This is a genomic window from Paucibacter sp. JuS9 (assembly GCF_044043925.2).
Taxonomy (GTDB): domain Bacteria; phylum Pseudomonadota; class Gammaproteobacteria; order Burkholderiales; family Burkholderiaceae_C; genus JAUASW01.
Window position 1 is genome coordinate 2,335,403 of record NZ_CP194172.1, and the last position, 13,996, is coordinate 2,349,398.

The 13,996-nt window shown below is 64.1% G+C and carries 13 protein-coding genes; 6 read left to right on the top strand and 7 right to left on the bottom strand.

Annotated elements, in window-relative coordinates; genetic code table 11:
• Positions 1–3: 3 nt before the first annotated feature.
• Positions 4–1,380 carry a cysteine--tRNA ligase gene (gene cysS / locus ABT392_RS10415; RefSeq protein ID WP_395385800.1) on the bottom strand — a complete coding sequence of 459 codons (1,377 nt, stop codon included), beginning with the start codon at positions 1,378–1,380 and terminating at the stop codon, positions 4–6.
• Between the two features lie 238 nt (positions 1,381–1,618).
• Here cysS and ABT392_RS10420 point away from each other — a divergent pair, with 238 nt between their 5' ends.
• The 5 genes from ABT392_RS10420 to ABT392_RS10440 all read left to right on the top strand — a co-directional run bounded on the left by ABT392_RS10420 (position 1,619) and on the right by ABT392_RS10440 (position 4,848).
• The gene (locus tag ABT392_RS10420; RefSeq protein ID WP_395385799.1) at positions 1,619–2,164 is read left to right on the top strand and encodes a tetratricopeptide repeat protein; all 546 of its coding nucleotides are present in this window, start codon (positions 1,619–1,621) and stop codon (positions 2,162–2,164) included.
• Positions 2,165–2,231: 67 nt separating this feature from the next.
• Entirely contained in the window at positions 2,232–2,825 is a 594-nt protein-coding gene (locus ABT392_RS10425) for a peptidylprolyl isomerase (RefSeq protein ID WP_395385798.1), read from the top strand.
• Positions 2,822–3,325, top strand: a complete 504-nt coding sequence (locus ABT392_RS10430; protein ID WP_334275779.1) for a peptidylprolyl isomerase — start codon at positions 2,822–2,824, stop codon at positions 3,323–3,325. The genes ABT392_RS10425 and ABT392_RS10430 overlap by 4 nt, the downstream gene beginning before the upstream one ends.
• Positions 3,312–4,082, top strand: coding sequence for a UDP-2,3-diacylglucosamine diphosphatase (locus ABT392_RS10435; protein ID WP_334275780.1), 771 nt, complete (start codon positions 3,312–3,314; stop codon positions 4,080–4,082). The genes ABT392_RS10430 and ABT392_RS10435 overlap by 14 nt, the downstream gene beginning before the upstream one ends.
• A gap of 4 nt (positions 4,083–4,086) precedes the next feature.
• On the top strand, positions 4,087–4,848 hold the full coding sequence (locus ABT392_RS10440) for a M90 family metallopeptidase (RefSeq protein WP_395385797.1): 762 nt from the start codon (positions 4,087–4,089) through the stop codon (positions 4,846–4,848).
• 17 nt (positions 4,849–4,865) lie between these two features.
• Here the strand turns inward: ABT392_RS10440 and clpA are convergent, their stop codons facing one another.
• Positions 4,866–7,190: an ATP-dependent Clp protease ATP-binding subunit ClpA gene (gene clpA / locus ABT392_RS10445; protein WP_334275782.1), complete on the bottom strand. Its 2,325-nt coding sequence runs from the start codon at positions 7,188–7,190 to the stop codon at positions 4,866–4,868.
• Positions 7,187–7,543, bottom strand: a complete 357-nt coding sequence (clpS, locus tag ABT392_RS10450; protein WP_334275783.1) for an ATP-dependent Clp protease adapter ClpS — start codon at positions 7,541–7,543, stop codon at positions 7,187–7,189. The genes clpA and clpS overlap by 4 nt, the downstream gene beginning before the upstream one ends.
• Positions 7,544–7,841: 298 nt before the next feature.
• Here clpS and ABT392_RS10455 point away from each other — a divergent pair, with 298 nt between their 5' ends.
• On the top strand, positions 7,842–8,105 hold the full coding sequence (locus ABT392_RS10455; protein WP_395385796.1) for a cold-shock protein: 264 nt from the start codon (positions 7,842–7,844) through the stop codon (positions 8,103–8,105).
• A 126-nt stretch (positions 8,106–8,231) separates the two neighbouring features.
• Here ABT392_RS10455 and icd read toward each other — a convergent pair whose 3' ends face one another.
• From icd to hemN, 4 genes are all read right to left on the bottom strand, one after another.
• Positions 8,232–9,485, bottom strand: coding sequence for an NADP-dependent isocitrate dehydrogenase (gene icd, locus ABT392_RS10460; protein WP_334275785.1), 1,254 nt, complete (start codon positions 9,483–9,485; stop codon positions 8,232–8,234).
• A gap of 47 nt (positions 9,486–9,532) precedes the next feature.
• Complete coding sequence (locus ABT392_RS10465) at positions 9,533–11,770, bottom strand: NADP-dependent isocitrate dehydrogenase (RefSeq protein ID WP_334275786.1); 2,238 nt, start codon at positions 11,768–11,770, stop codon at positions 9,533–9,535.
• 126 nt (positions 11,771–11,896) lie between these two features.
• Positions 11,897–12,583 (bottom strand): urease accessory protein UreH domain-containing protein, encoded by a 687-nt coding sequence (locus tag ABT392_RS10470; protein ID WP_395385795.1) that lies wholly within the window; start codon positions 12,581–12,583, stop codon positions 11,897–11,899.
• Between the two features lie 8 nt (positions 12,584–12,591).
• The gene (gene hemN, locus ABT392_RS10475; RefSeq protein WP_395385794.1) at positions 12,592–13,995 is read right to left on the bottom strand and encodes an oxygen-independent coproporphyrinogen III oxidase; all 1,404 of its coding nucleotides are present in this window, start codon (positions 13,993–13,995) and stop codon (positions 12,592–12,594) included.
• Position 13,996: the final 1 nt, after the last annotated feature.

Here is a 13,996-nt window from a genome sequence, read left to right on the forward strand (position 1 = left end):
GGCTCAGGCCTTCACCCAGGATGTGCCTTGCGGCGTGTCTTTCAGCTCGATGCCCTGGGCCGACAGCTCCTTGCGGATGCGGTCAGCCTTGGCGAAGTTCTTCGCAGCCTTGGCGGCAGCGCGAGCGTCGATCTGGGCCTGGATCGCGGCCTCGTCAAGGCCGCTGCCGGCCTGCAGATAGGCCTTGGGCGACTGCTGCAGCACGCCCAGGGTGGCCCCCAGGCTCTTCAGCAAGCGGGCGTCGTCCAGCGAGCGGCTGCGGTTCACCTCGGTGGCCAGCTCGAACAGTTGGGCGATCGCGCCCGGCGTATTGAAGTCGTCGTCCATGGCCACCTTGAAGGCGGCCGCCTGCGGGTGGCGCCAGTCGATCTCGCCAGCCTCGACTTCGCCCACGCCGTCCAGCGCCGTGTAGAGGCGGCGCAAGGCGCTGCGTGCATCGTCCAGATGGGCGTCGCTGAAATTGAAGGGGCTGCGGTAATGCGTGCGCAGCATGAAGTAGCGCAGTGTCTCGCCATCGAACTTCTTCAAGACGTCCTGGATGGTGAAGAAGTTGCCCAGGCTCTTGGACATCTTCTCGTTGTCGACATTCAGGAAGCCGTTGTGCATCCAGGTGTTGACGAAGGGATGGCCCAGCGCGCCTTCGCTCTGCGCGATCTCGTTCTCATGGTGCGGGAACTGCAGGTCCATGCCACCACCGTGGATGTCGAAGCGCTCACCCAGCAGCGCGCAGCTCATGGCCGAGCATTCGATATGCCAGCCCGGACGGCCGGCCCCGAACTCGCCTTCGTACTTGGCATCCGCCGGCTCGCTCGGCTTGGCCGCCTTCCAGAGCACGAAGTCCAGCGGATCGAGCTTGCCTTCGTCCACGGCAATGCGCTCGCCGGCACGCAGATCGTCCAGCGACTTGCCGGACAGCTTGCCGTAGCCCTCGAACTTGCGCACCGCGTAGTTCACGTCGCCATTGCTGGCGCGGTACGCCAGGCCCTTGCCTTCCAGCGTGCTGATCATGGAGAGCATCTGCGGCACGTACTCCGTAGCGCGCGGTTCATGCGTGGGGCGCTCGACGCCGAGGGCGCCGATGTCGCGGTGCATGGCGGCAATCATTTCGTCCGTCAGCGCGCGGATGCTCATGCCGCGCTCGACGGCGCGCTTGATGATCTTGTCGTCGATGTCGGTGATGTTGCGCACATAGGTGACCTTGAAGCCCGAGGCCTTGAGCCAGCGCTGCACCACGTCGAAGGCCATCATCATGCGGGCATGGCCGACATGACAGAGGTCGTAAATCGTCATGCCGCAGACATACATGCGCGCATGGCCAGGTTCGATGGGAGCAAAGGGCTCGACCGCTCGGGTAAGCGTGTTGTAGATGCGCAGGGACATGGGACTTCTGGTGACCACTTCCACGGCTGCGAAAGCCGACAGAGTGGGAATGCTTCAGTACTTCAGGATGAATCGGGCAGCTTGTGCCGACCCGGCGGCCTCCGGCTGTGGACCAGGGCGTCAATGGCGGCAGCGCCTTAGAATGCCGGTCCAGTATACCGACAGGGGTTTGGCAACGCGCCCGCACTGACCCTGCCCCGGCGTGCGCTTTCGCACCCCAAACGGACGACATCAGACAATGCCCACCTCCCGGCACCTCGCACGGCTCATCGCCACCCTGGCCCTCGCCCTGCCCTTCGCGGCTGGCGCCATCGCGCCCCTGGATGAAGCGCAGGCCCTCTGGCATGCCGGCAAGCAGGCAGAAGCAATCGCCGCTGTCGAGCGCCTGGTGGCCCAGTCTCCGAACGAGGCCCGCCCCCGTTTCGCACTGGCCGTGATGCGCATGGAGCGCGGCGAAACAGACACGGCAGCCAAGCTCTTCACTGCACTGACGCAGGACTTCCCGGACCTGGCCGACCCCTTCAACAACCTGGCCGTGATCCTGGCCGCCCGCGGCGAGCTCGACGCGGCGCACCAGGCGCTGGAGCAGGCCGTGCGCCTGCAGCCGGACCACGTGCTGGCCCAGGAAAACCTCGGCGACATCCTTCTGCGCATGGCGGCCCGTGCCTACGAGCTGGCAGCCAAGCTGCCCAGCGCCACACAGGCACAGGCCGCAGTCAAGCTGGCGCGCTCCCGCGAACTCATTGCCAGCAATGCAGGCAATGCCCGCAGCGACAAGCGCTGAGCCACAATCACCATTCCGCTTGCTGCAGCCATGGGTGCAGCACCGACAGACCGAGACACGATTGCCGATGAAAACCCTCGCTTCCCGGAGCTTGCAAGTCTTCGCTGCCCTGAGCGTCAGCCTGGCCTGCAGCGCCAGCGCGCTGGCGCAGACCGTGGTCAAGCTGACCACCACCGCCGGCGACATCCGCGTTGAACTCGATGCCGAGAAGGCACCGAAGACCGTGGCCAATTTCATTGCCTACGTGAAGGCCGGCCACTACAACGGCCTGATCTTCCATCGCGTGATCGAGAACTTCATGATCCAGACCGGCGGCTATACGCCCAAGCTGGACCAGCGCCCGACCAAGCCACCGATCCCGCTGGAAAGCGGCAACGGCCTGTCCAATGTGCGCGGCAGCATTGCCATGGCCCGCAGCAACGACCCGAATTCGGCCACCTCGCAGTTCTTCATCAACACTGTCGACAACCCCGGCCTCGATGCCGAGAATTTCCCTGACGGCCGGGGCTACGCTGTCTTCGGCCGCGTCATCGAAGGCATGGAAGTCGTCGACCAGATCCGCGCCGTGCCGGTGGCACCGTCGCAAAAGAACGAGGCCTTCCAGCACCTGCCCCTCAAGAACATTCTGATCACCAAAGCCATTGTGGAGTCCAAGAAATGAGCAATACCGTCGAACTGCATACCAACAAGGGTGTGATCCGCATTGAACTCGACGTCGAGAAGGCGCCGCTGTCAGTCGCCAACTTCCTGAGCTATGTGCGCAAGGGCCACTACGACGGCACGATCTTCCACCGCGTCATCAAGGGCTTCATGGTCCAGGGTGGCGGCATGGAAGCCGGCATGAAGCAGAAGAGCAGCGACGCACCGATCCAGAACGAAGCCAACAACGGCCTGACCAACGATCACTACACGCTGGCCATGGCCCGCACCAATGCGCCGCACTCGGCCTCCAGCCAGTTCTTCATCAACACCACCAACAACGGCTTCCTGAACTTCAAGTCCGAGACGCCTTCGGGCTGGGGCTATGCCGTGTTCGGCAAGGTCGTTGACGGCAAGGACGTGGTCGATGCGATCGAAAAGGTCAAGACCGGCCGCAGCGGTTTCCACGACGACGTGCCGCTGGAAGACGTGGTGATCGAGCGCGCGGTTGAAGTCGACTGAAGTTCCGGCGTTCGCCAGTCTGATAGCGCCGCCCACATGGACGGCGATCGATCTGCTGTCGGACCTGCACCTCTCGCCCGCCCTGCCGCGCACGGTGGAGCGGCTGCGCCGCCACCTCGCCGAAACGCCGGCCTCGGCGGTGCTGCTGCTCGGTGACGTCGTCGAGGTCTGGCTGGGCGACGACGCCCGCTTCGAGGGCTTCGAGGCGGAAATCACCGCCCTGCTCCGCGAAGCCGCCAGGCAGCGTCCGCTGTTCTACATGATCGGCAACCGCGACTTCCTGGTCGGCGAGCAGATGCTGGCAGACTGCGGCTTGCAGCCACTCGCTGATCCCACCGTGCTCTCGGCGTTCGGACAGCAAATCTTGCTGACGCATGGCGATGCGCTATGCCTGGCCGACGTTGAATACCAGCGCTTCCGCGCCATGGTGCGCGACCCGGCCTGGCAACAGCGCACGCTGGCCCAGCCGCTGGCCGTGCGTCAGGCTCTGGCCAGGCAGTTGCGCGACGCCAGCCAGCAGAAGCAGGCCGCGCAGGAAACCTATGCCGACCTCGACACCGAGGCCTGCATCGCCTGGCTGCGGGCCGCTGGCTGCACGCAGATGATCAATGGCCACACGCACCGGCCGATGGCGCATGAGCTGGGCCTGGGCCTGCAGCGCCATGTGCTGTCCGACTGGGACTTCGACGGCGAGCAGCCGCGCGGTGACGTGCTGCGCCTGAGCGCAGCCGGCCTGCAGCGCATGCAGCTCGATTGAAGCAGTGATTTCTCGCCTCTTGAAGGCCTGGCAACAGCGCCGCGAGGCTGCGCAGCTGGAACGCCACGCCATCCCCGAGCCGCTCTGGCAATTGACGCTGGCGCGCTATCCCTTCATCAGCGAGCGCACTGCCGGCGAGCTGATCGAGCTGCGCCGACTCTGCTCGCTCTTTCTTGCGCAGAAGGAATTCCACGGCGCCGCCGGCTTCGAGGTGACTGACGAGATCGCGCTCGCCATTGCCGCGCAGGCCTGCCTGCCGGTACTGAAGCTGGGCCTCGCCTGGTATGACGGCTTCGTCGGTATCGTCGTCCATGCGAGCGAAGTGCTGGCCCAGCGCGAGTACATGGACGAGGATGGCGTTGTCCACCAGTACGAGGAGCTGCTGGCCGGCGAGGCCATGGAAGGCGGGCCCTTGATGCTGGCCTGGAGCGAGGCCGACGCAGCCTTCGAGTCAGGCGACAGCATCTACAACGTCGTCATCCACGAGTTCGCCCATGTGATCGACATGAGCGACGGCTGGGCCGATGGCGTGCCGCCGCTCGCGAGCAGCGCGGCGCGCGAGGCCTGGCTTGACGTGATCGAAGCTGAATGGTCTGAATTCTGCGAGCGGGTCGCTGCCGGCGAGCCCACCTTGATCGACCCCTACGGCGCCGAGAGCCTGGAAGAGTTCTTTGCCGTGGCGGTGGAGGCCTTCTTCGTGGCGCCAACAGACATGAAAAACGAGCAGCCGCGTTTGCACGCGCTGCTCGCTGGCTTCTTCAACTAGACGCTGGTTCAGCTCGCTCAGGTCGTCGTTGCCGGCTCCGCCTTGGGCTTGTTGTCCTTGGCCGGCTTCAGCGGCTGGATGTCCAGCGTCGTGTTGCCCTCGGCATCGACACCCACACTCAGGCGCCCCCCATCGACCAGGCGCCCGAACAGCAGCTCGTCTGCGAGCGCGCGGCGGATCGTGTCCTGGATCAGGCGCTGCATCGGGCGGGCGCCCATCAGCGGGTCGAAGCCCTTCTTGGCCAACTGCTGACGCAGCTCGTCAGTGAACGTGACCTCGACCTTCTTCTCCTGCAACTGGCTTTCCAGCTGCAGCAGGAACTTGTCGACCACGCGCATGATGATTTCCTGGTCCAGCGCACGGAAGGACACGATGGCATCCAGCCGGTTGCGGAACTCGGGCGTGAACAGGCGCTTGATGTCGGCCATCTCATCGCCCTGCTCGCGGGCGTTGGTGAAGCCGATGGTGGACTTGTTCATGGTCTCGGCGCCCGCATTCGTCGTCATGATGATGATGACGTTGCGGAAGTCGGCCTTGCGACCGTTGTTGTCCGTCAGAGAGCCGTGGTCCATCACCTGCAGCAAGACGTTGAACACGTCCGGGTGCGCTTTCTCGATTTCGTCGAGCAGCAGCACTGCATGCGGCTTCTTGGTGATGGCCTCGGTCAGCAAGCCACCCTGGTCGAAGCCGACATAGCCCGGAGGCGCACCGATCAGGCGGCTGACGGCATGGCGCTCCATGTACTCCGACATGTCGAAGCGGATCAGCTCGATGCCGAGGATGTAGGCCAGTTGCTTGGCCACTTCGGTCTTGCCGACGCCGGTGGGGCCGCTGAAAAGGAAGCTGCCGATGGGCTTGTCCGGCTTGCCCAGGCCCGAACGCGCCATCTTGATGGCGGCGGCCAAGGCATCGATCGCCGGTTCCTGGCCGAAGACCACGCTCTTCAGGTCGCGGTCCAGACTCTTCAACTTGCCACGGTCGTCTGTGGACACCGAGGCCGGCGGAATGCGCGCGATCTTGGCAACGATGTCTTCGACCTCGGTGCGGGTGATGGTCTTCTTCTGCTTGCTCTTGGGCAGGATGCGCTGGGCGGCGCCGGCTTCGTCGATCACGTCGATGGCCTTGTCCGGCAGATGGCGGTCATTGATGTACTTGGCCGAGAGCTCGGCTGCCGCCTGCAGTGCGCCCAGCGCGTACTTGACGCTGTGGTGCTCCTCGAAGCGCGACTTCAGGCCCTTCAGGATCTCGATGGTCTGCTCGACCGAGGGCTCGTTCACGTCCACCTTCTGGAAGCGGCGTGAGAGTGCCGCATCCTTCTCGAAGATGCCGCGGTACTCGGTGAAGGTCGTGGCGCCGATGCACTTCATCGCGCCCGAGCTCAGGGCGGGCTTCAGGAGATTGCTCGCATCCAGCGTACCGCCCGATGCGGCGCCAGCGCCGATCAGCGTGTGGATCTCATCGATGAAGAGGATGGCGTGCGGCTGTTCCTTCAGCTGCTTGAGGACGGCCTTCAGGCGCTGCTCGAAGTCGCCGCGGTACTTGGTGCCCGCCAGCAGTGCGCCCATGTCCAGTGAATAGACCACGCTGTCGCCCAGCACGTCGGGCACGTCGCCCTCGGTGATGCGCCATGCCAGGCCTTCGGCAATGGCTGTCTTGCCCACGCCGGCCTCGCCGACCAGCAGCGGATTGTTCTTGCGGCGGCGGCACAGCACCTGCACCACACGCTCGACCTCGGGCTCACGGCCGATCAGCGGGTCGATCTTGCCTTCCTTGGCGAGCTGGTTGAGGTTCTGCGTGAACTGCTCGAGCGGAGAACCCTTGCCCTGCGGTTCGGCTTCCTCGCGCTCGCTGTTCTCCTGGCCACTGCCACTACCGTCCTGCCCCTTGGGCGGCTCGGGCGGCTCGCTCTTCTTGATGCCGTGGGCGATGTAGTTCACCACGTCAAGGCGCGTCACGCCCTGCTGGTGAAGGTAATACACGGCATGCGAATCCTTCTCGCCGAAGATGGCCACCAGCACATTGGCGCCTGTCACTTCCTTCTTGCCGGAGCCGGTGGACTGCACATGCATGATGGCGCGCTGGATCACGCGCTGGAAGCCGAGCGTGGGCTGGGTGTCCACCTCGTCGCTGCCGCCCACGGTGGGCGTGTTTTCCTTGATGAACTGCGTCAGGCTCTTGCGCAGGTCTTCGATATTGGCCGAACAGGCGCGCAGCACCTCGGCGGCGCTGGGGTTGTCCAGCAGGGCCATCAGCAGGTGTTCCACGGTGATGAACTCATGGCGCTGCTGGCGTGCTTCGACAAACGCCATGTGCAGGCTGACTTCAAGCTCTTGGGCAATCATGCGGCCTCCATAATGCACTGCAAGGGATGGCCTGCACGCCGCGCGGCAGCCAGCACCAACTCAACTTTGGTCGCGGCGACGTCTTTGGTGAACACACCGCAGACGCCCCGGCCCTCGTGATGGATTTTGAGCATGATCTGGGTCGCTGTATCCAGATCGTGGCGAAAAAATTCCTGCAACACCATCACGACAAACTCCATCGGCGTGAAATCGTCATTCAGAAGCAGCACCTGGTAGAGGCGCGGCGGCTCGGTTTTCTGCGGCACGCGCTCCAGCGTGGTCGTGCCATCCACATCTTCTCGGCCGGGTTTGACGACGGGGGGCGCGGGCGGCTGGCGAGGGGTATCTGACATGGCTTTGATTCTATCGACTGGGACTGGGCCCTGCCGGCCGCGGACTGCTATCCCATCTGGGGCCTCCGGCCTTCAATGCAAGCACCGTGCGCAGCTCATGCAGGCACCTGGCTGCCGCCCTGCAGATGCCCCGCAATTGCGCCAAACCAGGAAGCAAACGGTTGCCTGCACTGCACCGCGGAGCCGACCACCCATCTCAGTGGGGAGTCCGGGTCCTTACGCAATTGACACGAAGCTGACTAGCCTTTGAGAATCCGCCTCGGTGCGTTAGACACCGGGATGGAGAATTGGAGAAAGTATGCAAACTGGAACAGTCAAGTGGTTCAACGACGCCAAGGGTTTTGGCTTCATAGAACCCGAAGAAGGCGGCGAAGACGTGTTCGCCCATTTTTCAGCAATCAAGATGGAGGGCTTCCGAACACTGCGACAGGGCGGACGGGTCAATTTTGAGCTGGTGCAGGGCCCCAAGGGCCAGTTGGCGCAGAACATCACCCCCATGGACGGCGAAGGCGACTTGCCACCGCCTGCAGCGCAGGAGCTCGCACACAGCGCCAGTGCCTGAAGCAATATCAGGCAGCAAAAACAAAGGCCCGCTTCGCGGGCCTTTTTAATTTACCAAGCAGTTGGCAAATCAATTTCTCTGCTGGGCGAAATCAAATCGCAGCTCGCGCCGCGAGTTACTTTCGATTCACATCTGGTCAATCATCACCTGCCCAAAACCCGAGCAGGAAACCTGGGTCGCGCCGTCCATCAGGCGGGCAAAGTCGTAGGTCACCTTCTTGCTGGCGATGGCCGCCTCGAGCGAGCTGATGATCAGATCGGCTGCTTCGACCCAGCCCATGTGGCGCAGCATCATCTCGGCCGACAGGATCTCGGAACCGGGGTTCACGTAGTCCTTGCCGGCGTACTTGGGCGCCGTGCCATGCGTGGCCTCGAAGCAGGCCACCGAATCCGACATGTTTGCGCCCGGCGCAATGCCAATGCCGCCCACCTGCGCAGCCAGCGCGTCGGAAATGTAGTCGCCGTTCAGGTTCAGCGTCGCCACCACGGAGTATTCGGCCGGGCGCAGAAGGATCTGCTGGAGGAATGCGTCGGCGATCGAATCCTTGATCGTGATGCCCTTGCCTGTCTTCGGACTGATCAGCTTGCACCAGGGGCCGCCATCGATCAGCTCAGCGCCGAATTCCTTCTGCGCCAGCGCATAGGCCCAGTCACGAAAACCACCCTCGGTGTACTTCATGATGTTGCCCTTGTGCACGATGGTGACGCTGGGCTTGTCGTTGTCGATGGCGTACTGGATGGCCTTGCGAACCAGGCGCTCGGTGCCTTCACGCGAGACCGGCTTGATGCCGATGCCCGAGGAGTTCGGGAATCGGATCTTCTTGACGCCCATCTCGTCCTGCAGGAACTTGATCAGCTTCTTGGCCTTCTCGCTTTCGGCCTCGTACTCGATGCCGGCATAGATGTCTTCCGAGTTCTCGCGGAAGATCACCATATTGGTCTTCTCGGGTTCCTTCAGGGGCGAGGGAACGCCCTTGAAGTACTGCACCGGGCGCAGGCAGACGTACAGGTCCAGCTCCTGGCGCAGGGCCACGTTCAAGGAGCGGATGCCGCCGCCCACGGGCGTGGTCAGCGGGCCCTTGATGGACACCACGTACTCGCGCAGCGCCTCCAGCGTCTCGGCCGGCAGCCACACATCGGGACCATAGACCTTGGTCGACTTCTCGCCGGCAAAGACCTCCATCCAGTGGATCTTCCTCTTGCCGCCATAGGCCTTGGCCACGGCAGCATCGACCACCTTGAGCATCACGGGGGTGATGTCCAGGCCCGTGCCATCACCCTCGATGAACGGGACGATGGGCTCGTCCGGCACATTGAGCGACATGTCGGCGTTGACGGTGATCTTGCTGCCCTGGCTGGGGACCTTGATGTGCTGATACATGTAGGAAGCGTCTCCGGGAATGAATGCAGGAAGTCGACGGCGGAACGTCAGGCAGCGACCATTGCCAGCGCGGCATTGAAGGTCGCGCTTGGGCGCATCACGGCATCCAGCTTGGCCATGTCGGGCAGGTAGTAGCCGCCGATGTCCGCCGGCTTGCCTTGCACGGCGGCCAGCTCGGCCACGATGGTGGCTTCGTTGTCGGCCAGGGCCTTGGCCAGCGGCGCGAACTTGGCGGCCAGTTCGGCGTCGTCGGTCTGTGCAGCCAGGGCCTGGGCCCAGTACAGCGACAGGTAGAACTGGCTGCCGCGGTTGTCCAGCTGCCCGGTCTTGGGGCTGGGGTTCTTGTTGTTGTCCAGCAGTTGGCCCGTGGCCGTGTCCAGCGTCTTGGCCAGCAGCTTGGCGCGGGCATTGTTGTTCTTCAGGCCCAGGTCTTCCAGGCTGACCGCCAGGGCCAGGAACTCACCCAGCGAATCCCAGCGCAGATGGTTCTCTTCAACCAGCTGCTGCACATGCTTCGGAGCTGAACCGCCAGCGCCCGTTTCGTACATGCCGCCGCCGGCCATCAGTGGCACGATGGAGAGCATCTTGGCCGAGGTGCCCAGTTCCATGATGGGGAACAGGTCGGTGAGGTAGTCGCGCAGGATGTTGCCGGTGGCACTGATGGTGTCCAGGCCGCGGATCACGCGCTCCAGCGTGTAGCGCATCGCGCGCACCTGGCTCATGATCTGGATGTCCAGGCCCTGCGTGTTGTGCTCGTGCAGGTACATCTTGACCTTGGTGATCAGCTGCGCCTCGTGCGGGCGGAACTGGTCGAGCCAGAACACCACCGGCATGCCCGAATTGCGGGCGCGGTTGACGGCCAGCTTCACCCAGTCGCGGATCGCGGCGTCCTTGCACTGGCACATGCGCCAGATATCGCCCTGCTCCACCTCCTGGCTCATCAGCACCTCGCCGCTGTCCAGGTCGGTGATGTTGGCCACGCCGTCTTCCGAGATCTCGAAGGTCTTGTCGTGCGAGCCGTATTCCTCGGCCTGCTGGGCCATCAGGCCGACATTGGGCACGGTGCCCATGGTCTTCGGGTCGAAGGCGCCATGCCACTTACAGAAGTTGATCATCTCCTGGTAGATGCGGGCGAAGGTCGACTCCGGCATCACGGCCTTGACGTCCTTCAGGCGGCCGTCGGCGCCCCACATCTTGCCGCCGTTGCGGATCATCGCGGGCATGGACGCGTCGACGATGATGTCGTTGGGCGAATGGAAGTTGGTGATGCCCTTGGCCGAATCGACCATTGCCAGCTCGGGGCGGTGCTCGTGGCAGGCGTGCAAGTCGCGCTTGATCTCGTCCTGCTTACTCTGCGGCAGCGTGGCGATCTTGTTGTACAGATCGACCATGCCATTGTTGACGTTGATGCCCAGCTCGTCGAACAGCTTGCCGTGCTTCTCGAAAGCCTCACGGTAGAAGATTCGCACGCAGTGGCCGAACACGATGGGGTGCGACACCTTCATCATCGTGGCCTTCACGTGCAGAGAGAACATCACGCCGGTCTGGCGCGCGTCCTCGATTTCCTTTTCGTAGAAGTCCAGCAAGGCCTTCTTGCTCATGAACATGCTGTCGATCACCTCGCGGTCCAGCAGGGCGACCTTGGGCTTCAAGACGATGGTCTTGCCGCTCTTGGTGATCAGCTCCATCTTGACATTGCGGGGGCGGTCCAGCGTCATGGACTTTTCGCCGTGATAGAAGTCGCCGGCATGCATGTGCGAGACATGCGAGCGCGAGGCCTGGCTCCAGTCGGCCATGCTGTGCGGGTTCTTGCGGGCGTATTCCTTGACGGCCTTGGGTGCGCGGCGGTCGGAGTTGCCTTCACGCAGCACCGGGTTCACCGCGCTGCCCACGCACTTGTTGTAGCGCGCGCGGATGTCCTTCTCTTCGTCGGTCTTGGGTGCTTCCGGATAGTCCGGAATGGCGTAGCCCTTGCCTTGAAGTTCCTTGATCGCAGCCTTCAATTGCGCGACGGAGGCGCTGATATTGGGCAGCTTGATGATGTTGGCTTCGGCCTTCAGCGTCAGACGGCCGAGCTCCGACAGGCGGTCGGGCACGCGCTGGTCTTCACGCAGGCATTCCGGGAACTGGCCCAGCACGCGGCCGGCAACGGAAATGTCGCTCGTCTCGACATTGACGCCCGCAGGCGCAGCGAAGGCGCGGACGATGGGCAGGAACGACGCGGTCGCCAGCAGCGGCGCTTCGTCGGTCAAGGTGTAGATGATGGTCGGTTGCTGCAGTGTCATGGGGTATCCAGGTCGGCCAACAATCAGGCGCAGTGGTGGGACAACTAGAGTGGCGATTCTAGGACAGCCGGGCCAGACTGGGAGCCCAGTCTTATATAAGTCTTGCGCTCGGCGGGTCGGCGCGGGCTAGCTGCAAAACGCAGCAATCTGGTCCCACAAGCCCATGGCCAACGCCCAGGTGGAAGCAGCGGCCAAGGCAAAGCCGGCCAGACGAATGGCCCAGCCCGTGCCTTGTGCGCTCAGCGAGCGCAGCAGCGTCGGCCCCAGCACGAGGCCGATGCCCGAGGCTGAGGCAAAGGCAGCCATGACCAGGGCACCGGCAGCGGCGCTGCTGGCCAGACCAGCGGTCAGCAAGGCGGATTGCAGCAAGCCGCAGGGCCAGGCCACCCAGGCCAGGCCGAGCAGACCGGACCGCGCCGGGGCGGACAGGGTGACCCGCCCGGCGCCAGGCATCGCCAGCCTCACCTCGCCTGCCTGCTCACTGACTTGCCTGCCAATCTGGCCCAGCCAGGCCGGCTGACGGGCGAACACCAGCAGGTAAAGCCCCAGCAGCAGCGCCGCGCAATGGACCAGCAACCACAGGGGCCGCAGCCAGGCCGCAGCACCGCCGAGCCATGCCAGGGCACCAACACTGGCGGCAGCGATGGCGCCACCAAGCGCGTAGCTGAGCAGGCGGCCAAGCTGGAAAGCGCCCATGGAACTGCGCCCACCGCGACTGCAGCCGGTGGCCGCCGCGCCGCACATCGCAAGGCAATGCGGCGTGCCGGCGAGACCCATCAGCAGGGCAGATCCGGCGAGTGCAGCGTCCAGCATGGCAGCGTTCAGATGATTCGCGAGAAGCGCGCGCGTTGCTGGTCGGCCTGCAGATAGCGGTCGAACACCAGGGCCACGGCGCGGACGAAGTACCAGCCTAGCGCCGTCACCTGGATCGCGCCGGGCTCAATCTCGACCATGCCCGTTTCCGCCAGCGCGTGGAGCTTCTCCAGCTCGGCCGCGAAATAGCGCTTGAAGTCGACCAGGTGCGCCAGCTCGATGGATTCAAACTCCACGCGGCCCTGGCACATCAAGGCCATGATGACCGCGCGGCGCACCAGGTCGTCGCGATTCAGGGCCAGGCCGCGCGCGGTGGGCAGCTCGTCATGACGCAGGGCGTCGTAATACTCAGGCAGCGTCTTCACGCTCTGGCTGTAGGTGGCACCCACACGGCCGATGCTCGAGACGCCCAGACCGATCAGGTCGCAATCCGGTTGCGTGCTGTAGCCCTGGAAGTTGCGATGCAGTCGCCCCTGGCGCTTGGCCACGGCCAAAGAATCGGTGGACAGCGCGAAGTGGTCCATTCCGATATAGCTGTAGCCATTGGAAAGGAAGCCGCTGATCGCACCAGCCAGCATCTGGATCTTGTCGCCGGCCTGCGGCAGCTCGGCCGCGTCGATGCGGCGCTGCGGCTTGAAGCGCTGCGGCAAATGCGCATAGCCGTAGAGCGCGATCCGGTCCGGCTTCAATGCCGCGACCTGGGCCACGGTGCGCGCGAACGAGGTGGACGTCTGCAGCGGCAGGCCGTAGATCAGGTCCACATTGATCGACTCGAAGCCCAGCGCCCTCGCCTCGCGCATCAGGGCGACCACGCTGTCATGACTCTGCACGCGGTGCACGGCCTTCTGCACGTCCGGATCGAAGTCCTGCACACCGAAGGACAGGCGGTTGAAGCCGATCTTGCGCAGGTGGGCCAGGCGCTCGGCATTGACCGTGCGCGGATCGACCTCGATCGACACCTCGGCGCCCGGCTGCAGCCGGAAGGCCTGGCGCAGGTCGCCCATCAAGGCCTCAAGCTCGGCATCGCTCAGGAAGGTCGGCGAGCCGCCGCCGAAATGCATCTGCGAGACCTGCGGCTGCCGGTCGAGGTGGCGCAGCGTCAACTCGATCTCCTTGCGCAAGGCGACCAGGTATTCACCGGCGCGCTCATGGTGCTTGGTGATCACCTTGTTGCAGGCGCAGTAGTAGCAGACCGATTCGCAGAACGGTATGTGCACGTAGACCGACAAGGGCGCGCTGCCCCCCACCATTTCCTTGCGCTGCTCCAGCGCCTGGATGTACTCGGTCTTGCCGAAGGCTTCGACAAAGCGGTCGGCGGTAGGATACGAGGTGTAGCGGGGGCCGGCGACGTCGAAGCGGCGCAGGAGGTCGGCATCGATGCCGGCGGTGGATTCGGTGAGCGTCTTGACCATG